We start from the raw sequence: 20,591 nt of genomic DNA, 5'->3' as shown, positions 1-20,591 counted from the left end.
GGTCCTCGCGGCCCTCATCGGGCGGGGATGCGGACCATTCTGCCTGGTCACGGCCTCTCGGCACCGTGCACCAGATCTCACCCCCGAGGCCATCGAGGGTGTTCCAGCCCGCTGGGGCACTCACCCGGGCGGCATGTATGCGCGGCTGCGGGCGCACGGTGCCACCGACGATCCGACCCTGGATCGCGCCCTTCGCCGGGTGACCGACGGGCCGGGGCGCTACGCCGTTCGTCCGCGGAGATTCAGCGACTCGCGGCGACTCTGGTCCGGTCGTCGTGCAACGCATCGGTGATCCTGCTGCACCCGCCCTCGCGCCTGAGCACCGTCCTGCCCAGCAGCACCAAACCCCACGGGCCTATCACCCATATCGGCCAGGGGTAGATCATCACGCCGGTAGCGAGCGAGACGACGCCCCAGATCGCGATGTTGATTCCTCCGGCGGCGAGCCAAACGAGCCACTCGATCCGCTGGTGACCCGGGATGCGACGACGCGAGGGGTGGGCCGCCGGTGCCACGGGCCGCGCGAGGGCAACTGGCGGGGGTGCCGACGGAAGATCACGCAACACCTGATGCGCCTGCTGCTGGGTCGTCGACTGGTACACCTGTGCCACCCGCTGGTCGAACTCGCCGATGGTCAGTCGCCCCTCGGTGAGATGCCGCCCGAGCTCACCGACGACCTGCTCACGTTCGGAATCGGATATCCGGATGTTGTCCGCGTACTGCATCGGACCCTCCTCAGCGATGACATTCCACTGTGGAATGTCGCTTCTCACTATGATCGATATGCCACAGTGGAATGTCAACCCCCCGACTGCGCGAAGGACCGTGCCATGGCAGAACGTCCCCTCAACGCCACTGCGGCATCGCTCCTCGGGTTCCTGCACGAGGGATCGAAAACCGGGTGGGACCTGGTCGTCACCGCGCAGGAACGCATCGGCAAGTTCTGGTCGATCACGACCAGCCAGGTGTATCGGGAGCTCGCCGCGATGGAGCGTGCCGGGTTGATCGAGGCGGGGGAACGGGGCGCCCGAGAGCGCAAGCCCTACACGCTCACCGAGGACGGTCGCCGGGCGTTTTCGGAGTGGATCGAGCGCGACCCCGGCCCGGAGAACATCCGTTATCCGATGCTGCTCACCGTCGCGTTCGGCGCGCACCTTCCGCCCGAACGGTTGGCCGAGATGCTGGACTCGCACCGGGCAGCGCACGAGCGTCAGCTCGCCGAGTACGAGCGTGACGCCGTGGTCCACGGTTCCAACCGATTCGCCATGGCCACGCTCGACTTCGGCATCGTGTACGAACGTGCAGTACTCGAATGGTTCGATCGCGTCGGGAACCGTCTGGGCCAGGAAAGTCGCTGATAGCCGCGCTGCTCGCCAGTTGCGGGTCTCGGCAGTTCAGCCGATCACGCCGTCCTCGGTAACGACAGCAGTCGGCAGGTCCACCCGTTGCGGAGCGCCGGCTTCGTCGCAGATCACGGTGACGAATGCCGGAAACACTATTCGCCACGAGCCGCCGACGGGCGACAACGCGCTCGCGGCGAATTCGGCCCACTCCTTCGGCAGCAACGTCACTTGTTCGTCCTGCAGCCATTGCGGCGTGGGAATCCGGCGGTTCTGTTCCTCGACGGGATCGACGACGAACCGCACGTCGGTGGCGGTACCCGTTCCGACGTTGCGGAGCCGGAACCGGTCGACGGGGCCCCGAATGCGGCGGACTTCGAACTCGACGTGCTGCGGTTGTGGGAATGCTCGCTGCGCGGCTTCGGCGATCCGGGTCAACGCGGTGACCTGTTCGAGCGCCACGTCCAGTGCAGCCTCGGCCTCGCGCCTGGCCTGATCGGCGAGGTTTGCCTTCCGCCACGCTGCGGCAGCGGTGGCACCGAACAGCACCGCAGCCGCCGCGCCGACCCACGATGCGGTTTCCATGCGCGGAAACTTACCCGAACGCATTTCGGGGAGACTCGCTGGTGATGTCTCCACGAACGGTGAGGCGCAGGCCGACGGACCTTGCCAATCCCACGACTGCGCACAGCGCCAGCACCAGCAGCGCGAGGCTCACACCCGCCACCCTGCCCGTCGGCGGTGCCGCGTTCCGGTCCTCGACACTCACAGGTTCGTCGGGGATGACGGGCAGGAAGAAGTGTCGATGCGGCCCGGTTTGGGTGAGGACGAACATCCCGTACAGAACCAGCGAGGCCACGGCCGCGAATATCAACTGAACCGAGGAGAATTCGGGGCCCGGCCGGCTCGTCGTGAAGGTCGGCAGCACCAGGCTCAGGGTAGCCAGTGACGCCACGGTCGCCAGTGCCGCGCCCGTACCCTCCGCATTGAACAGCGCGACCCCGTATCTTCGCGCGCCGACGAACAGAGACAACCCCATGATGCCGTTGACGGTGAGCATCACCGCCGCGAATACCGTGTCGCGGGCCAACGAGGCCGTCGCCGGACCACCCGAGATCATCAGTGTCACGATCAATCCGACCTCGATGACAGTGACGGCGACAGCGAGAATCAGCGATCCGAACGGCTCGCCGACCTTGTGTGCAACCACCTCGGCGTGATGAACAGCGGCGAGCACTGCGCCGACCAGCACCACCGCCACGACGAGCACCAGCACCGTGCCGATGTCCCGGCCCCAGGTCACGCCCAACACCGCAACGGACACCGGTGGAATCACCAGCGGCCACTCTGCAGTGACCGAACGCCACCCGAACGCCATGATCAGACCTTGCCGGCTCCATCCTCTCGGGTGGACCGCAATGCGGAACCCGCATCACCCATCCGCGGCGAGCCGGCGGTGAGTTGGGTCCGGGCCGACTGGGTTCGGGTGAGTGCGGCTCGCGTGGCGGCCTCAACCGTCATCACGATGAAATCGCGTCGGCGCGAGTCCCGGTCGCGGCCACACGGAAGGGGTGTCGAAAACAGCCGGTCTGCGGTCTGGAGAGCTACCCAGCCGTCGACGAGGGTGATCACGGTGATGAGCAGTTCCTGGGCGTCGCTCTCGGAAAGTTCGGGGACAGCTTCCCGTGCGCTGGCAACTATCGCCTGAGCGTGCTTCTGTCGCGATGCTTCCGCGACAGGCGCCTCGAGTTCGAGTCCTTCCCAGAACAGCAGACGGGTGAAAGTGGGGTGCTCGCGTTGGTAGTCGAATCGGCGACCGGCGTAGTCGGCGATGGCGACGACCCCGTGACCGGACAGTTCGACAGCGGCCAGCGTGGTTGCGAGTTCATGTTCGAGGACCGCGCTGAAGAACGCTTCCTTCTTGCCGAAGTACTGGTAGATGCGCTCTTTGTTCACGCCTGCTTTCTCGGCGATCCGATCGACACGAGCACCGGCCAGACCGAACGAACTGAACTCTGCAACTCCGGCCTCGATGAGAAGTCTCTTGGTTCGTTCGGTATCCCATGCCACGGCTGCATCCTACGACAACTCCAACTGTCTGGTTGCAATCTGTAAGTCCAGCCCCTACGGTCGAAAGGCAACTGAATAGTTGGAGTTACGAGAAGGGCTACCTCAGGATGGAATCTCTTGCTCTCGCATCTACGGTGGTCGAACATTTCGCTCCGACGACCACGAAGCGCCGGCCTCCACGAACGGAACGTGCCGACGGGCATGCTCGGGATCTCGTGCCGGAGAGGGCCCCGTCCATCCACTTGCGGGTGGTCGTCACCTGGGTGTCCATCTTCCCGCTCGTCACGGTGGGCATGACCGTCATGACCCTGTCGGGTCCGATCACGGCCACCTGGCCGACCTGGTTGCGGGCTTTGTCGCTCACCGGTGTCGTCGTTCCCACGGCGGTGTATTTCGTCGTGCCACGTGTGCTTGCCCTGTCCGTCCGGTGGATGAGCTGGCGGTGCCGGAACGGTACTTCGCGGTGCAGCTCCTGAGCGGCGCGAGCGCGCGCCGCAGATTCATGTCGGAGGTGCGAGGTACGTTCTCGTTGCGACGAAAGAGGTCGCCACTCACACTCACGTATCCGAGGCAGTCCGGCTCGGGTGGATACGAGGTGCACCCGCGCCTCGTATCTTGGGGAGTGGCGACCTCTCTCGGCTCGCCACCAGCTACTCGTGGTTTCTACGTGCCGGATCAGGCCGGCTCGGCAGCGATCCGCCCCGATTTCACCGCGGCGACCAGCGTTGCGTGGTCGGCTTCGGTCTGATCGGCGTAGCTGACGGCATACCGCCCGATCACCTCGTCCAGTTCCGTGTCGCTGGCGAAGTAGCCGGCGAGAACCCGCGGATCGAGCGAGCGGGTATGCGCACGCGCGAGCAGGGCGCCGGCGAGCCGGCCGTAGTCGTCGAGATGGTCTTGCTCGAGACCGGTTGGATCGATGTCCCCTTTGAGGTTTCGGAACTGCCGCACGATGTAAGGGAGGCCGTCGATGGTCGTCCAGCCCAGCAGAAAGTCCGATTCCGCCTGCACCAGCCGGGCGCCGTGCACTATCCGCTTGCCCTCGTGTTTCGGCTCGCCGACCGGTAGGTACGCCGACAGTGCGGACGGCCGGGCCTGTTTCAGTTGAAGTACGAGCACCTCGTCCCGATTACCGTGCAGCAGGGCGATATAGCTGCGCAGACCGACGCTGCCCGTTCCGACGATCCGGAACGCGACGTCGGACACGGCGAATCGGGCGATCAGGTTCCTGCGGGACTCGCGCAGTGAGTCGACATAAAGTTCCAGACCGTCGGTCACGGCATCGGCGGTTGCGCGATCGACGTGGGTGAGTACCGGCGGATCGTCGATGAACCGTCGTCGGCGGATCCCGGTCTCGTGATCTTCGATGTGAGCGGTCCACTTCGCCGCCACCTTCTCGCTGGTATTGCGCCGCGCCTTCTGTGCGGCCTTGTCGAAGTCGTCGAGCAGAGCCTCGGCCTTGGCCCGCTCGAGCACCGACTTGTCCGGGAGCGCATTCCAGGACTGAAGGAATGGCAGTTCGGCGAGATCGCGAATGGTGCGCCGATACGATTTGACGGCGTCCTCGGCGGCCTCGATGCAGCCGTTCTCGGACACACCGCCTTCGCGACCCGCGAGGACCAGGCTCGCGGCGAGGCGTTTGAGATCCCACTCCCACGGACCAGGGAGGGTTTCGTCGAAATCGTTGATATCCATGACGATTTGACCGTCCGGTGTCCCGTACAGGCCGAAGTTGGCCGCATGCGCGTCACCGCACAGCTGCGCTGTCAATCCGGTAACCCGAGAGTCGGCGAGGTCGGCCGCCATCAGGCCCGCGGCGCCGCGCAAGAAAGCGAACGGGGAGGCGATCATCCGACCGATTCGCAGCGGGATCAGATTCGCCAGCCTTCCTCGATTGCTGGCCTCGACGAAATCGAGCACATCCGGCCGTCCCGCGCCGACCGCGGCGCTCCCGTGCGCACTCGACGGCACAGTGGCACGCAACGCGTCGCCCCGCGCGAAGACGTCGTCCGCCTCGATCTGGGTTCGCAGGTCGACGGCTCGCGCTCGATTCTTCGTCACCTCGGCGACACTATCCCAGGCCCAGTCACCGTGTACCTCGTCAGCATTCGTCGCCGCCGTCTTCGCCACACGACATTGTGGTGAAAGAGTGGTTATGCTTCGGTTTCCGGTGGTCGGCAGCATCCGGCGCCGGAGACACGTTCCGGCGGCATGCCGTGCCGTCGGGCCTTCCTTAACGGAGGAACGTCATGTCCGCTGAATCCGTCGCCGCCACCCCCGAGCCCGCCGGTGGGCACATCCGATTGACCTCACACAGCGGCGGTGTCGGCGCCCTGCCGATCCACTGGGGAGCACCCACGCCGTCCGAGCGCGGACCGGTGGTCGGTACCACCACCAACCGCGCCCACCGCAACGTGATCGGAACGCACAGCGGCTCGTACAGCATTTACCGGGCACTGGCGGTGGCGTCGGGCGCGCTGTCGCGCCATCACAAGGCCGACCTCACCGATACCGCGCCCACGAACATCATCGGCCCGTACCCGCAGTGGAGCGAGCCCGGCAAGATCGTGAGCCTGGACCCGTGGGGTGCCACGGTGGCCGAGGTCTTCGCCGCCGAGTTGGCGGCGGGTCACGACATCCGCCCGAGCATCGCTGTCACCAAGGCGCATGTGATCCTGCCGGAGGTCATGGAGGCCATCCAGAAAGGTCGCCTGCACCCGGACGGCCGCTTCCTGCTGCCCAGTGGTGCTGCGCTGGTAACCAAGGCGGCGATCGAGCCCGTCTGGCACCTGCCGGGTGTGGCGGAGCGCTTTCACTGCAGCGAGACGGACCTGCGCCGCGTGCTGTTCGAGGAGACCGGCGGCATGTACCCCGAGCTCGTGACGCGCTCGGACCTCGAGGTGTTCCTGCCCCCGATCGGGGGTCAGACCGTGTACATCTTCGGCGATGCTCGTGACCTGGCCGATCCCGGGGTGGAGCTGACCGCACGCGTACACGACGAGTGCAACGGCTCGGACGTATTCGGTTCCGACATCTGTACCTGCCGCCCGTACCTCACGCATGCGATCGAGGAGTGCATCCAGGGTGCGCAGCGCGGTGGCGTGGGCCTGGTGGCGTACTCCCGCAAGGAGGGCCGGGCGCTCGGCGAGGTGACCAAGTTCCTGGTCTACAACGCGCGCAAGCGCCAGGTGGGCGGCGACACGGCCGACCAGTACTTCGCCCGCACCGAATGCGTGGCCGGCGTGCAGGACATGCGCTTCCAGGAGATGATGCCCGACGTGCTGCACTGGCTGGGCGTCAGAAAGATCCACCGCCTGGTCTCCATGAGCAACATGAAATACGACGCCATCACCGGCTCGGGTATCGAGGTCGCGGAGCGGGTGGACCTTCCCGCGGACCTGATCCCGGCCGACGCGCGCGTGGAGATCGACGCCAAGATGGCGGCCGGCTACTTCACGCCCGGCGCTGTGCCGGACGCTGACGAATTGGCGAAGGTCAAGGGCCGGGAGTTGGACGGATGAGCGTGACCGGCGTCGGTCCCGTCCTGGACACCGGGCGGGCCGAGGATGCGACCGCCGCTCTACGTACCACGTCGGCCGTGCGGGAGCGAGCACGACAACTGCTGTCCCGTGCGCGCGAGGGCGATTCACTCTGGTTCGGCATCGACGACGACGCATTGGAGGCGGCCGCGGCGGAGGTCGCCGCCGTCACGCGTGCCCGCTATCCAGACCTGACAATTCCGTACCACAGCCGCTGGCGCCATTTCGAAGCCGGCGGCGTGGACCGCAAGGCCGAGCTGGATGCACGACTGACCGCGCTGGACGCGCCGGGCCGCGCCCGCGCCATGATCGACCTGGCGGTGGTCAGCGTCCTGCTCGACGCAGGAGCCGGTCCCGACTGGCACTACCACGAGGTGGACGGCGGGCAGCGCTTCGCGCGTTCCGAGGGACTGGGCGTCGCGAGCTGGCACGCCTTCCTCGGTGGCCTGTTCTCGAGCGACGCGGCGCACCCGCTGCAGGTCGATGCGGCCGGACTACGCGGGCTGGATACCGACCGGCTGGCCGAGGTGTTCCAGGCCGGCCCGTCCAATCCGTTGGTGGGTCTCGAAGGTCGCGTGCTGCTGCTGCGACGGCTGGGCGAGGCGCTCGCCGCGCAGCCCGAAGTGTTCGGCCCGCACGGCCGGCCGGGTGGCCTGTTCGATGTGCTGGTCGCCCCACAGGGTGCCGCCGCGGCGACGGTCGCCGCCCACGACATCCTGTCGCAGCTTCTGACGTCGCTCTCGGGCATCTGGCCTACGGGCAACGCCATCGGCGCCGAACCGTTGGGCGACGTCTGGCGCCACGACGCGGTGGCCGGTCCGGGCTTGACCCGGGGCTGGATGCCGTTTCACAAACTGTCGCAATGGCTGAGCTATTCGTTGCTGGAGCCCTTCCAATGGGCGGGCGTCCGGGTGGTCGGGTTGGACGAGCTGACCGGCCTGCCCGAATACCGCAACGGCGGTCTGCTTCTCGACACCGGTGTGCTCCGCCTGCACGATCCGGTCTGGGCTGCACAAAACTGGACGGCCGGAGACGAATTGGTGGTCGAGTGGCGCGCGTTGACGGTAGCCCTCCTGGACGAACTGGCCCCGCTGGTGCGCGCACGTCTGGGCGTGGATTCCCGAGAGATGCCGCTGGCCTGCGTCCTGGAGGGCGGCACCTGGGCGGCGGGCCGCGCGCTGGCACAGCGCTCGCGGGGTGGGCTGCCGCCGCTGAACATCGCCAGCGACGGCACGGTCTTCTAGAAGAAACGAGGACGACTACATGGGCACGGTACACGTGATCGAGCACCCGCTGGTGCAGCACAAGCTCACGATGATGCGCCGTAAGGATGCCTCCACCAACAGCTTTCGTCGACTGGCGAACGAGATCTCCGCGCTGATGACGTACGAGGTCCTCCGCGACATCCCGATGCAGGAGATCGACGTCGAGACACCGCTGGAATCCACCACCGGAAAGGTCATCGACGGTAAGAAGCTGGTCTTCGTCTCCATTCTGCGCGCGGGCACCGGCATCCTGGACGGCATGCTGACAATTGTGCCGGGCGCGCGCGTCGGCCATATCGGTCTCTACCGCGATCCCAAGACCCTCGGAGCTGTGGAGTACTACTTCAAGATGCCCGGCGATCTGCAGGAGCGCGACGTGGTGGTGATCGACCCGATGCTTGCCACCGGCAACTCGGCCGTGGCGGCGGTGGAGCGACTGAAGGAATGCGGCCCCAAGTCCATCAAGTTCGTCTGCCTGCTGACCTGCCCCGAAGGCGTTGCCGCCCTGCACAAGGCGCATCCCGACGTCCCGATCTACACCGCCGCCGTCGACCGCCAACTCGACGAGCACGGCTACATCCTGCCCGGCATCGGGGACGCAGGCGACCGTCTCTTCGGCACCAAGTAGCGGGCCCGGTCTTCACGGGGCAGTGGTTTCCGGCGCTTCGAGTTCGGTGTCCGGGGGTGTGGGGAATCGCAGCGCGAGCGCTGTCTTGATTTCGATGTGACGCAACAGGAAGGCGCGCTCGTCGAGCCGCTTGCGCCGCAGCCAGCCGGTGACCTCGTCGTTGCACTTACTGGCGTTGCACGAGCCGCAGGCCGGGGCGATGTTGTCGAGGGTGTAACGCCCGCCGCGGGACAGCGCCTGCACGCAGTCGCGTTGCAACGGCTTGTCGGTCGCGCCGCAGTATGCGCAGCCACCCCACGCCTCGGTGAGCGCACTCCACTGCTCGGCGGTGAGGTCGTGCTCGACACTCTCCATCCGACGCTTGCGTTTACGGGCGCCCCTGGCCCTGCGACTCCGGTTGACCGCCATCGCCCCAGCGTAGGACTCGGGACGGGTCAACCGGCGACAGGGGGCACGCTCTGTTCGAAGCTGAACACGTTCTCCGGGTCGTAGGTGGCCTTGACCTCGCGCAGCCGCTCGCGGTGCGATCCGTAGTACTCGCGTTCCCAGTCCGACGCGGCGGCGTTGGGCACGTTGACGTAGGCACCGTCGCCGTAGGGGCGCAGCGCCCGCCAGAAGTCGGCCGCCCAGCCCAGTGCCGTGGAGTTCAGGGCGGGGTCGTTCCAGGCGGCGCCCGGCTCGCAGTAGAACAGCGCGTCGCGGTGCGGGAACGCGGACCCACCAGGCGGAGCGTGCCGGACGGCACCGCCGAAGCTCGAGCAGAAGAAATTGCTCGGCGGGCTGGGCGTGTTGGCCATGTAGTGGACGATCAGATCGATCGCCTCATCGGGGAAAGGTTGGGTGACGAACTGCGAGTAGAACTTCCAGAGGAAGACGTCGTTCGGCCCCCTGTCGACGTCGCCGTACACGGACGGCCAGGGGCCCTCCGTCACGGTCACGTCGGGATTGCCGATCGCCAGCAGCGACCGAAGTTGGTCCTCGAGGTCCCGCCGCGCACCGCCGTACATCAGTGCAGACAGCTCGACCGCGGTGGAATCGACCTCCAGCGCGCTGGTCAGCCGGTCGTCGGCGACCGGCGCGTCGCGCTGCCACCCGCGAAGCAGGGCGCCCAGGTGGTCGTGACCGGTCCACCTCGCGACGAGGAATGTGACGTTCGAGAGCTCGTGCAGCCTCAACGTGTAGGACGTCGCAATCCCGAAGTTGCCGCCGCCCCCGCCACGGCACGCCCACAGCAGGTCGGAGTTGTTGTGCTCGGTGGCCTCCACGACCTTCGCCGAGCGCGCGCCGTCGGCCACCACCACCTCCGCGGCAAGCAGGTTGTCGCACGCCATACCCATACTGCGGGTCAGTAGTCCGAAGCCACCCCCGAGAATCACGCCACCGAGACCGACGCCGCCCTCGGAGCCGGTCGGAACGACGAAGCCGTGTTGCCCGAGGGCCGCGACCGTCTCCTGCTGCGTCAGCCCCGTCCCGACCGTCGCCGTGCGCGCCGCTTCGTCGATCACGATGCTCTTCATCCGACTGACGTCGACGACCAGCCCGCCGTCGATCGACGACCAGCCCTCGAGGCTGTGGCGACCGCTGCGGGCACGCAGGGCGATGCCTTCCTCGCGAGCCCAGCGGACCGCGTTGACCACGTCCTGCGTGTCACAGCAGAACACAATCGCCTCGGGATAGCGGGAATGCAGGCGGTTCCAGCCCACCCGCGCCGCCTCGTAGCCGGAATCGCCGGCACGCACGACATCACCGGTGAGCATGGTGGTGGTAGTCAGGGGGTTCATCTCTCGGTCAGTGCGAGAAGACATCGGCGTCTCCCGGCTCGGTGTCCAGTACCTCGCGTTTGAAAATCAACAGGTACGCGAAGTACAACCCGCCCGCGAGGAGCAAGCCGACCGCAATCAGGATCGAGGTCAAAGCACTCGAGGGCGAGACGATCACGAACAGCACGACAGCCGACCACACCAGCGCGCTGATCGCGACCGGCAACTCGAAGCGCCCGAGATCGAACGCACCCGCCTTCCGATCCAGTCGCCTCCGCACCGCAAGGTAGAGGACGATTATCGCGCCGTAGAGAACTGCCGAGATGACCGTCCCCACCGTGAGCAACTCCAGCAGGGCGCCACCCGGCAGCACGGCCATGAGGACGACCCCCACGACGACGATCAGGATGGTCGCCGGAATGGGTGTCTGCGTGCGCGGGTTGACCCGACGCATCAGTCGGTAAGCAGGAAAACGTGCGTCGCGCGACATCGCGAACACCATCCGCGAGCAGGTGGCCAGGGTCACCATCCCGGCGCCGAAGAATGCGAACGCGATCGCGACCAGCAGCGACCTCTCCATGACCGGACCCAGCTGATCGCGCAGGATCGCCGCCACCGGCGTGTCACTATCGCTCACCCGGGGGATATCTTTGATCGCGATCGTGAGCGCGATCAGGAACACCAGTCCCAGCACAGCCGCCGCCACGACCGATCCCACGATCGCGCGCGGGACGCTGCGAAACGGATCCTTGGCCTCCTCAGCCATATTCGCCGCGGAGTCGAAGCCGACGAGCGTGGCGAGCCCCATGATCATCGCAGCCATCAACCCACCGCCGACAGCGAAATAGTTGGGGGCGCCCTCGGTGATACCGCGCGAGGTGAGATTGCCGACCGAGCCCTCGCCCGAGATTGCGACAGCGACGAAGAGCCCGATCGCCAGCACCACCACGATCACCAGTTCGAGCCCCACCGCGCCCGACGTGATCAAGCCGACGAGGCGCGTAGAGAACACGACGAGCACCGCCTGAACAAGCACCACGACGAGCGTGATCATGCGTGCCGTGCCCTCGTCCGGCTGCATGCCGAACAGTGGCATGAGGGCGCTGCTCGCCATCGCATTGTCGACCGTCACCACGCCCAGCGCCAGGTAACAGAAGGTCAGCCAACCGAACAACCAGCCGACTTTCGGGTTGGCCAGCCGCGAGGCCCATTGGTAGGAGGAGCCGCTGAGTGGGATGCGGGCCGCGAACTGGGCGATCACGAGCGCCACCAGGGTCTGCCCCAGCGCCACGATGATCCAGAGCCAGATCCCCACCGGCCCCGCGTCTCGAAGCACGTCGTCGTAGGTGCCGAAGATCCCGACCGCCACCGAGATGAATGCGAACGAGACAGCGAACACCTGAAAGGAGCCCAGAGTTCGCTTCAGCTCCGGTTTGTAGCCGCAGTCTTCACATTCTTGATTGGCGCTCTGTGCGCCCATCACGTTTTCTGCCGTCATCTCGGCCGCCTCACGTTCAGTCGGGAACTGCGGAGAAGTCGATTCGCTTGAAGCGACCCGTCACAACGAGACCCGTTCCACGATCAGAGCGAGACCGGTCTGTTTCATCCTCCACCTCATGGATTCGGATGTCATCGATGGTTCGTCTTTCTAAATACTCCGAGATGCGCGCGGGGCGCGTCAGCCCACACGTCTCGGCCGCCGAGGCCAATGGCCCCGGCGGCCGCGAGAGAGTGCTATCGATCCAGAGTGAGTCGGTGTCGACCGGATGTCACATCCAGGGCATATCGGGATCGAGCGAGTGGGAGATCACCCCGTCGTCGGGCTCGAGGGGGTAGTAGACCTGGTGGATGGTGGCACCCTGCTGGGAGTTCACGGTCGCGGCGGCGGGGCCGTAAAGGGTTGTGCCGCCAGGCTCGACCAGAGTGGTGCCGGGCTCGACGAGGGTCACCTGCGGGGGCACGTCTTCGTCGGGGGCGTCGCAGGCGACCATGGGCCACGCGTTTGCGCAGCCGATTCGGTCCCTGACCTCGACCTTGTACGGCGAGAGTCCGGATTCGGGGGAGACGACTTGCGGGAACGTCGACTGGGCGGGTGCGGCGGCGGCAGTGGCGCTCTGGGCCATGAACATTCCCAATCCGAGGGCGGCGCCCGTTGCGGCTGCTGCGGCGATGCGTGTCTTCGTCGAGTTCATTGCGTTGCTCCTGAGTGTGGTGTGTGAATTTCCGTGTCCCTTGTGGACGAACACCAGTCTTCGCCGGAAGGGGGGTCCGACAACGCCCCCTGAAGGGGTGGTCGGACATCCATCCAGGGGTGGATGTTTCCACCCCTGGGGGTGTTTCGCATTCACGAAAGAACAGTGCTCTGCCGCGGTCGGCGACGTCAGAGGTAGAGGTCGACGAGGGTACTGATCACCGACCAGTGCGTCGTCCGTGCCCGCACGGTCCTCAACTCGGGGTAGACGATGCGGAAGGTGCGCGCGAGGGCGACGCTGAGTCCGCCGGTGATGTCTGGAAGCCCCGATCGGGTTTCGGTTGCGAGGACGCCGTCGAGGGGCGGGTAGTCGGACAGTCGTTCGACGATCGGATCTACCCGGAGGCCGGGTCCGAGCTCGCGGAACAATCCGATGTTCTCCTGCAGGCCTCGGGTGATCGGCAGGTCGGTGGGTTCGACGATGTGCCGGTGCTGGGCGGCCGCGCTCTCCTGCGCGACGAGGAGCAGGTCGTAGAGTTTCGCGGTGACGACGTCGTCGAATCGGTGAAAGTCGTCTCGGACGACGCCGAGACTGGCGACGTCCCGGAAGATGTCCGCGAACTGGTCGAACGTCATGAGCGTCCCATGGCTTCCGGCCTCCGCACGTTCCATGAGGTGATCATCCTCCGTGATGCGGTCACGCATCCGACGAACCGCGCGCAAATGATGCCCGGTCCGGAATCCCGTTGTCCGCCACGGCGTCCAGCGTCCGCTGCGAGTGCTTCCCTGGCCGGGCCCCGTGGAGAGAACCTGTCCTACCTGGCCGGTCGGCCCATGGGTTGTGCAGGACCACGACCAGCGAGTACAGCGAAAGGTATGACGTCGACGAAATGGACGCGGTGGTTGCCGTTGGCCGCCGTCGCGGTGCTCGTCGTCGTGCTCGCGGCGAGCGGGATGGTTCCCGTCTGGCCGGGACTGCTGCACCTGGTCGCGCTGCCACCGCTGGATCAGTTCACGGACCTGCGACTTCTGCTGGTGCGTACCGACTCGTGGCCGCAGTTCCTGGTGCTGGTGGGCCTGGTGTCGGCCGTGCGGGTCCTGCTGATGGCCTGGCTTCTCGGTGGACTCGATGCCCGACGCCTCCGCTTCGCCGCGATGTTCTACGCGGCGGCGTTCGGCCCCGTCCTTCTTGCGGCGCTCGGTGACGCGACCGCCTACGCGACGCTGTACTCGCGGGCGTTCTGGCCGGCGGTGGCGTTGGTCGGATTGCTGGTCGTGATCCTCGGCCCGGTCCCGTGGCAGGGCGGGGTCACCCTGCGCGAGGCGATGGCGCGGGCGTGGCGCCGCGGCCTGCGGATCGAGGTGATGGTGCCGTACTGCGCGGCGGTCCTCGGGCTCGGCGCTCTGGCCGACCGGGCCCCGGCCCTCACCGTGCTGCTCGTGCCGGTCTCGGCTGTGGCGACGGGACTGACGGTGTGGGCGATGGACCGTGCGCCGGTCACCCGGCCCGTTGCGGCGCTTGCTGTCGTGCTCGTCATGGTGACGGCGGCGTCGGTGATCTTTGTTCGGACACGAGGATATGACGATCCGGAACCCGGATCCCGACAGGCCGGTTCGCTGTTCCTCATGTCCGGAATCAATTCGCGATCGGGGCAGGGGAGCATCCCCCGGGCCGACGTGCACCGGCTGGGTTACGAATGCGATCAGGTCTACTACTTCTCCTACGCCGGCCCCGGCGACGGGCAGCCGCAGCGCGACTCGACGTGTCCGATCAGGTCGGGGGCCCCGTACGAATCTGCCGACACGCAGCGCCCCGTCGAGGAACAGGTCGCGTTGTTTGCCGAACAGACCGCGAACCTGCAGCGGCCGTTGACCGTTGCCGCACATTCCCACGCCGCGTGGATTGTGTGGGACGCGGTTGCCACCGGGCGGGCGCAGGTCGATGTGCTGGTGCTGGTGGGCGTCTTTCCGCAGACCCCGCTCGGCTTTCCACCCCCGGATGGCGATCGACGGGGCAGGGTGTTCGGCGACCTGTTGCGGTGGGCGGCGCCGGTGACTGACCTCGTCTTCTTCCACTTCGACCCCGACACGCCCGCGGCGCGGCAACTGCTCGGCACCGCGGGCAGTGCGCAGGCCATTCTCGGCGAGCCGCTGCCTGGGGAGGTGCGTGTTCTGAGTATCACCTCGGCTGCCGATCTTCCCCTGATGCCGCACGGCTGGCGGCTGGACGTCGAACGCAATGGCTGCCCGGTCCGCGCCGCGCACTCCGCGTTGCCCACCTCGGCTGCCTTCGACGACGAGGTGATCCGGTTCCTGGACCACCGGGATTCTCCACCGTGCCCGATGTGGCGGGACTGGGGTGCGGTCGTGATGCACGCGTTCGGGGTGCCGCCGAGTGGGAGCTGACAGACAGCGGTGCGACTCAGCTGTCCCGACCGACGACACCGAATTGTGTCGAAGCGGACGAGGCGATTTCTCGGACGCCGGAGCACGCCGCGGAGTTAAATGGAATGACGCAGGCGTAATGGATTTCGGCAGCGAGTAAGCCCAACTCAAGGTCCGCCGCCGCCCGCTCCGGTCGCGTCTCAACCGTGCGGGAGGCATAGCGTCGGGGTGCGCGATGATCGAAGCAGTGACAGGGCTCCTTGCGAGGAGAACCGAACCCGCCGATGCCCGACCCGATCCGCCCGAGCACATCGATCACGATGAAGGTGTCCGCGGTGTCGCACTCGGAAGACTCCTGGCGGTCGCGATGTTGACACGAGCGCAGGCTGCACTACTCGTCGCGGATGCGCTCGATCAGCTCGAACTGGCGCGCGGCGAGGGGCCCTACCCATTCCGCCTCCGGAACGCGACGGTGTCCGACGCCGGGCATCTCACGATCGAGTGCGCGGGCAGTGCGTCCCGGCGAGACATGAACGAGGCGGTGGTCGAACTTCTCCGCAGCATTGCGACGAACTGTCCCGGTACGGCCCTGGCCGACCGGTTGCACGAATCGCTCGCCGAAACAACAGATCTGGATGCGTTGGTGCACCGGGTTCGTCAGGCGATCGCACCCGACGTCGACCCAGCCGAGGAGAGAAGGAAACGCTGCCAAATTGCCGGGCTCGTCGCGGCCACCACAGGACGGCCGCGTCCGGACACAGGGGTGGTGGAGGAGCGGACGGACGTCCGGGACTGGCCGTATGTGGCGACGGGTTCCACGCTCGCACCGTCAGGCTGGTTGCCACCGGTCCGGAATCCGTGGCATCGCAAAAGGAGACGGCCGTCGCGGCGACAGGGAGCACTCGGCCTGATCGCGATCCTGATACTCGTCGCTGCAGCGTGGATGGCTCCACGGGTGTGGTCGGAGCTGCGCCGGGGATGGGACGCCGTCCTGAATCCCGTGAATCCCTCGGAGCAGAATCAGATTCGGCCCGTGTCGCCGCCTCCACCGGAACCCCGGGCTGATCAGCCACCGCCGGTGACGAACGATGTCGGCCGGCCGCCGCCGCCCGTCGACATCGGTGCCCCCGGGAGTGCGGGGCCGATCACCCTCGTCACGGTCACGCGCGCCAACGGGGAGTGCCTGCCCGGGCAGGCGTGCGCGATCCGAGTCGACATTCGCCTCGATCCGGCAGCAGCTGTCGGCAGTGTGACCTGGCGGGTGAACGTGTACGACCGCTGTACCGGCGAGGTGCGGCCCGCCAGCGAAGTGACGCTGCCCGTTCAGCCCGGGTCACAACAGGTCTACGGCATCGTCCGGACCGATCTGCCGCCGGGCGCTGCACTCGCCCTCGCGGCCGTCACCAGCGCCCCGGCGACGGCCGCGTCCGAGCCGCTGCTGGTGCCCGCCGAAAACGCTCGCTGCTGAGCGCCGGGGGAGGGGTGGGATGCACGACGACAAGCACGACGACAAGCAAGACGACAAGCACGAATCCGACCCGTGGATCGTCGGTGCGGCGATCGTTCTCGTCGTGCTCGGCCTTCTGAATTTGCTCTCGACAGGGAAGACGGCAGACGCTGTTCGCCACACGCTCTTCGCCGTTGCCGGTCTCGGCATCATGTATGTGGTGTCCCGCCTGCGGATGAGTGATCTCCGCGCCTTCGGCTGGGCAGTGTTCACCGTGGCGACCGTGTTGCTGGCGGTCGTGCCGCTCGCGGGGGTCGCGACCAAGGGTGCTCAACGCTGGCTGGACTTCGGCGTATTCACCGTCCAGCCGTCCGAACTGGCCAAGCTCGCCCTGGTTCTCGTGCCCGCGAGCATGCTCGCCGGTGGGTTCACGCTGGCACGATTCATCGCGACCTTGGCGATCGGGGGCGTACCCATTGCACTCGTCGCACTCCAACCCGACCTGTCGACTGCCGTCGTTCTCGTTGCGACGGCAGGAGTCATGCTCATCCTCGCCCGCGTCCCGCTGCTGCCCCTGGTTCCGTTGTTCGTGCTGGGTCTCGCGTCGCTTCCGCTGGCCGTGCTCTTCCTCCGCCCCTACCAGCTCGAACGGGTCCACGTGTTCCTGTCGAGCAACGCCGACCCCGCCGGCGCGGGATGGGCCGAGTTGCAAGCGAACATCGCGATCGGCAGCGGTGGCCTGTGGGGGCTGGCGCGCGACCCGATGTACGCGGTGCGGGCCGAGTATCTTCCCGAATCGGAGCACGATCTCGCGTTCGCCAGCCTGGTGTACGGGTGGGGTTTGATCGCCGGGTTGGCTGTCGTGGTGGCAACGTCGGTCATCGTGTGGCGGGCTGCACTCTCCGCGCGCACGGCGCGCACGCGCGAGGCCGCACTCGTCGCGGCCGGAATCGGCGCGTTGTTCGGCATCCACGCGCTGGTGTCGATCGGTCAGAGTCTGTCGCTTCTGCCCCATACCGGCATGCCGATTCCCCTCTTCAGTTACGGGGGCACCGCCGCCATCGTCGGTTTCGTCGCCATCGGACTGGTGCTCGCGGTGCGCCGAGACGGCGTCGCGCGACCGCTGTGGACCCCGGATCCCCGACGGCGACGCCGCCCGCGTGGAATGTCGGCGGGCACCCTGACGATGACCGCGGCACTCGTCGCGATGTCGGTGTTCGCCTGGCAGTTGCAACACGACCGGGGTGCGGAATTCCGGGCGATGAGCGACCAGCAGATGATGCGGTGCATCCGCCTGCCCGCAGAGCGCGGACTGATCCTCGACCGCAACGGTATTCCGCTCGCAGTCAATGTCGCCGAGTACGCCGTGGCGGTGGTCGCTCGGATGTTCGAGGAGAACGACGACGACACCCGCAACCGGTTGGCCGCTCTGCTCGCCACGTCTCCCGACGAGTTGGCGGGCCTCATCGAGGCCGGTGGCGAGGGGGAGTCTCAGGTGGCCGTGGGCAGGGTCGCGCCCGACCAGGCGCGGCGCATCGTGGATGCGCGACTGCCCGGTGTGCTCGTGGTGCCGTCCGGTCGCAGGCAGTACCCGTACGGTGCCGTGCTCGCCTCTGTCCTCGGACACGTCGGCGTCGCCGACGCCGACGACATGGAACGCTGGCCGCATCTCGTACTCGGGTCACGCGTCGGCAAGGCGGGACTCGAGAAGCAGTACGACGCTCTGCTCCGCGGCAGCGACGGCAAGCAGTGCATGTATGTCGATCCGTCCGGGCATCCGGTGGCCGCCGGCGAACGCGTGGACCCGGTACGGGGCCACGATCTGCGCCTGCACCTCGACATCGGGGTCCAGAACCTGGCCACCGACGCGCTCGTGGAGGCGATGCGCACCAGTAAGGGCGACCTCGGTGCCGCCGTCGTGATGGACGCGCGGAACGGAGCCGTGCTGGCCCTCGCCAGTGTCCCGGGGGCCGACAACAACGTCTACGGACCTCCGGCCGACCTCGTCGCCCTCGCGGCGCAGAGTCAGACTCCGGGGCCGAGCCCGTTGCTCAACAACGCCACCCAGACCGCGGTCCCGCCCGGCTCCACCTTCAAGATCGTCGTCGCGGCGGCGAATACCCAGTACCCGGTGCTGTCGCCGGACACGGTGATCGACACCGGCGCCGCCTACACCTACGGCGGCCACACGTTCCGGAACTGGCAACCGATGGGCCCGCACAATCTGCTCCAGGCGATTCAGTGGTCCGACAACGTCTACTTCTACAAGCTCGGTGAACTCTTGGGCCCGGAGAAGATGGCGGACGTCGCGGGGCAACTCGGCGTCGGCCGGCGGTCCGGGATCGACCTGCCCGGCGAGGCCGAGGGGTTCCTCGGCACCCCGGAGAACGTCGGAAGTATCGGGGCCACCTGGTATCCCGGGTCGACCCTGTTGATGGGTATCGGACAGGGCACCGTCAGCGCGACCCCGATACAGGTGGCGCGCTGGACGTCGGGGATCGCCACCGGCGCGATGGTGACGCCCCAGCTCGCCGCGGCGTACGGGTCGGACTCGGTGCCCATACCGACAGCGGCGCCGCAGCGTCTACCCTTCGCCGACCTGCTCGGTCCCGTCCGGGCAGGCATGCGGGCGTCCGCGTCGGCGGGGACCGCCGGGCAACTCGCGGACCTCCCGGTCCCGGCAGGCGCGAAGACCGGCACGGCGGAGGACCCGTCGGCGCCCGGAGAAGGACTGAACGCCTGGTTCTCCGCGGTCGCGCCTTTCGACGCACCCCAGATCCAGGTGTCGGTGCTGATCCGCGGTGGTGGCTTCGGGTCGGCGACGGCGGGCCCCGTGGTCAAGAAACTCCTCGACCACTACTTTCCGCGACCACCCGCGCCGGCGCCGATTCGGTGATCAGGCGCTGTAGGCGGCAACCACCTCAGGGTGCACCAGACAGGCAGTAGCGCCCTCGGCGACGCAGGTGAGCGGGCGCTCGGCGGTCTTCACCGGGAATCCGAAGGACTCTTCGAGCAGCTGGGACAGCCCGCGGAGCAACGCGCCGCCACCGATGACGAGCAGCCCCTCCGACATCACGTCACCGATGGCCTGCGCGGGGAGGTCGTCCAGGCATTCCGTCAATGTCTGCACGATTCCGGTTGTCGTGGGCCGCAACGCCTCCACGATCTCTTCGGTCTCGAGTGTCACCAGGCGTGCGCGGCCGGTCACGGCGTCGCGGCCCTCGACGACGAGCGACTGCCCCTCGGCGCTGTCGGGTTCACCCAACTTGGCACGCTCGGCGGTGAGTTCGCCGACGACGATCTTGTGCTCTGCCTTCAGGTACTGGTATAGCGCGTTCGTCAATTCGTCGCCCGCGACGCGGCAACTACGGTGAGAGAGAATGCCACCGAAACAGATGGCGGTGACTTCCGAAGTGCCGCCGCCGATATCGACGACGAGGTGTGCGCGTGGTTCCATGGGGTTGATTCCGCAACCGAGCGCACCCGCCACCGGCTCCGGTACCAACCCCACTTTCCGCAAACCGGCCTCGTGGCCGACCTCGAGCAGGGCCCGACGCTCGAGCGGGGTGGCACCCGCGGGGACCGAGATGACTCCCTTGGGCCGCAGCCCGTATCGCCGTGCAGAGGAGACCCGCTTGATGACGGCCGTGACGAATGCCCGCGCCGACTCCAGGTCCACGATCACCCCGTCGCGCATCGGTCGAACCGGCGTGATTCCGATAGGAGTGCGGCCGACGAGACTTCGCGCCTCCGTGCCGATTGCGAGAGCACGGTGCGGATCCTTCGTTCGAACGAGCATGAAGGACGGCTCGTTCAGTACGATGCCGTCGTCGGGAGTTCCGACGACAGTGTTGGCAGTTCCGAGATCGATACCAAGTCCACCCACGTCGGCCTCCAGAGGGATTCCAGCGAGATGATGTTGATGTTACGCAGCCGCAGCGTCGTTCGGAAGGTATTGCGTGACAC

18 protein-coding genes and 1 pseudogene are annotated in these 20,591 nt (G+C 67.2%); 8 read left to right on the top strand and 11 right to left on the bottom strand.

Annotated elements, in window-relative coordinates; translation table 11 throughout:
• Nucleotides 1–242: 242 nt before the first annotated feature.
• Nucleotides 243–725, bottom strand: coding sequence for a DUF1707 SHOCT-like domain-containing protein (locus tag QM693_RS19500; protein WP_283334195.1), 483 nt, complete (start codon nt 723–725; stop codon nt 243–245).
• Nucleotides 726–830: 105 nt separating this feature from the next.
• On the opposite strand from QM693_RS19500, the gene QM693_RS19495 reads away from it, so the two are divergent.
• Nucleotides 831–1,358 carry a PadR family transcriptional regulator gene (locus QM693_RS19495; RefSeq protein ID WP_283334197.1) on the top strand — a complete coding sequence of 176 codons (528 nt, stop codon included), beginning with the start codon at nt 831–833 and terminating at the stop codon, nt 1,356–1,358.
• Between the two features lie 36 nt (nt 1,359–1,394).
• Here QM693_RS19495 and QM693_RS19490 read toward each other — a convergent pair whose 3' ends face one another.
• From QM693_RS19490 to QM693_RS19480, 3 genes and pseudogenes are all read right to left on the bottom strand, one after another.
• The gene (locus tag QM693_RS19490) at nt 1,395–1,925 is read right to left on the bottom strand and encodes a hypothetical protein (protein WP_283353180.1); all 531 of its coding nucleotides are present in this window, start codon (nt 1,923–1,925) and stop codon (nt 1,395–1,397) included.
• A gap of 79 nt (nt 1,926–2,004) precedes the next feature.
• A pseudogene (locus QM693_RS19485) lies at nt 2,005–2,718 on the bottom strand (calcium:cation antiporter); the annotation flags it as partial.
• Between the two features lie 2 nt (nt 2,719–2,720).
• On the bottom strand, nt 2,721–3,410 hold the full coding sequence (locus tag QM693_RS19480; protein ID WP_283353179.1) for a TetR/AcrR family transcriptional regulator: 690 nt from the start codon (nt 3,408–3,410) through the stop codon (nt 2,721–2,723).
• 248 nt (nt 3,411–3,658) lie between these two features.
• On the opposite strand from QM693_RS19480, the gene QM693_RS19475 reads away from it, so the two are divergent.
• A complete protein-coding gene (locus tag QM693_RS19475; protein WP_283353178.1) occupies nt 3,659–3,886 on the top strand; it encodes a putative antibiotic biosynthesis monooxygenase in 228 nt (75 codons plus the stop codon).
• A 199-nt stretch (nt 3,887–4,085) separates the two neighbouring features.
• On the opposite strand, the gene QM693_RS19470 is transcribed toward QM693_RS19475, so the two are convergent.
• On the bottom strand, nt 4,086–5,471 hold the full coding sequence (locus tag QM693_RS19470; RefSeq protein WP_283353177.1) for a DUF2252 domain-containing protein: 1,386 nt from the start codon (nt 5,469–5,471) through the stop codon (nt 4,086–4,088).
• A gap of 188 nt (nt 5,472–5,659) precedes the next feature.
• Between QM693_RS19470 and QM693_RS19465 the strand changes: the two genes are divergently transcribed.
• From QM693_RS19465 to upp, 3 genes are read left to right on the top strand one after another with little or no spacing between them, the layout of a single operon-like run.
• Nucleotides 5,660–6,931, top strand: a complete 1,272-nt coding sequence (locus QM693_RS19465) for a GTP cyclohydrolase II (RefSeq protein WP_283353176.1) — start codon at nt 5,660–5,662, stop codon at nt 6,929–6,931.
• Nucleotides 6,928–8,193, top strand: a complete 1,266-nt coding sequence (locus QM693_RS19460; protein WP_283353175.1) for a URC4/urg3 family protein — start codon at nt 6,928–6,930, stop codon at nt 8,191–8,193. The genes QM693_RS19465 and QM693_RS19460 overlap by 4 nt, the downstream gene beginning before the upstream one ends.
• A gap of 19 nt (nt 8,194–8,212) precedes the next feature.
• On the top strand, nt 8,213–8,842 hold the full coding sequence (gene upp, locus QM693_RS19455; RefSeq protein ID WP_105413894.1) for a uracil phosphoribosyltransferase: 630 nt from the start codon (nt 8,213–8,215) through the stop codon (nt 8,840–8,842).
• A 12-nt stretch (nt 8,843–8,854) separates the two neighbouring features.
• Here the strand turns inward: upp and QM693_RS19450 are convergent, their stop codons facing one another.
• The 5 genes from QM693_RS19450 to QM693_RS19430 form a co-directional block, all read right to left on the bottom strand.
• Complete coding sequence (locus QM693_RS19450) at nt 8,855–9,196, bottom strand: HNH endonuclease (RefSeq protein WP_280784274.1); 342 nt, start codon at nt 9,194–9,196, stop codon at nt 8,855–8,857.
• A gap of 80 nt (nt 9,197–9,276) precedes the next feature.
• Nucleotides 9,277–10,623, bottom strand: coding sequence for an FAD-binding oxidoreductase (locus tag QM693_RS19445; RefSeq protein ID WP_283353174.1), 1,347 nt, complete (start codon nt 10,621–10,623; stop codon nt 9,277–9,279).
• A gap of 7 nt (nt 10,624–10,630) precedes the next feature.
• A complete protein-coding gene (locus QM693_RS19440; RefSeq protein WP_283353173.1) occupies nt 10,631–12,100 on the bottom strand; it encodes an APC family permease in 1,470 nt (489 codons plus the stop codon).
• Between the two features lie 271 nt (nt 12,101–12,371).
• A complete protein-coding gene (locus QM693_RS19435) occupies nt 12,372–12,794 on the bottom strand; it encodes a hypothetical protein (RefSeq protein ID WP_105413897.1) in 423 nt (140 codons plus the stop codon).
• Nucleotides 12,795–12,982: 188 nt separating this feature from the next.
• Nucleotides 12,983–13,465, bottom strand: a complete 483-nt coding sequence (locus tag QM693_RS19430; protein WP_283353172.1) for a DUF1931 family protein — start codon at nt 13,463–13,465, stop codon at nt 12,983–12,985.
• A gap of 204 nt (nt 13,466–13,669) precedes the next feature.
• Between QM693_RS19430 and QM693_RS19425 the strand changes: the two genes are divergently transcribed.
• From QM693_RS19425 to QM693_RS19415, 3 genes are all read left to right on the top strand, one after another.
• Nucleotides 13,670–15,199, top strand: a complete 1,530-nt coding sequence (locus tag QM693_RS19425; RefSeq protein ID WP_283334208.1) for a hypothetical protein — start codon at nt 13,670–13,672, stop codon at nt 15,197–15,199.
• Nucleotides 15,200–15,413: 214 nt separating this feature from the next.
• Nucleotides 15,414–16,646, top strand: coding sequence for a hypothetical protein (locus QM693_RS19420; RefSeq protein WP_349307417.1), 1,233 nt, complete (start codon nt 15,414–15,416; stop codon nt 16,644–16,646).
• A 19-nt stretch (nt 16,647–16,665) separates the two neighbouring features.
• A complete protein-coding gene (locus tag QM693_RS19415; protein ID WP_283353171.1) occupies nt 16,666–19,521 on the top strand; it encodes an FtsW/RodA/SpoVE family cell cycle protein in 2,856 nt (951 codons plus the stop codon).
• Here QM693_RS19415 and QM693_RS19410 read toward each other — a convergent pair whose 3' ends face one another.
• On the bottom strand, nt 19,522–20,511 hold the full coding sequence (locus QM693_RS19410; protein ID WP_025432626.1) for a rod shape-determining protein: 990 nt from the start codon (nt 20,509–20,511) through the stop codon (nt 19,522–19,524).
• Nucleotides 20,512–20,591 lie beyond the last annotated feature (80 nt).

Origin of the sequence: Rhodococcus sp. IEGM 1305 (assembly GCF_030058635.1) — a bacterium.
Classification (GTDB): domain Bacteria; phylum Actinomycetota; class Actinomycetes; order Mycobacteriales; family Mycobacteriaceae; genus Rhodococcus_F; species Rhodococcus_F opacus_D.
Note: the sequence above shows the minus strand (reverse complement) of the source record. Positions and strands in the feature narration are given on the sequence as shown.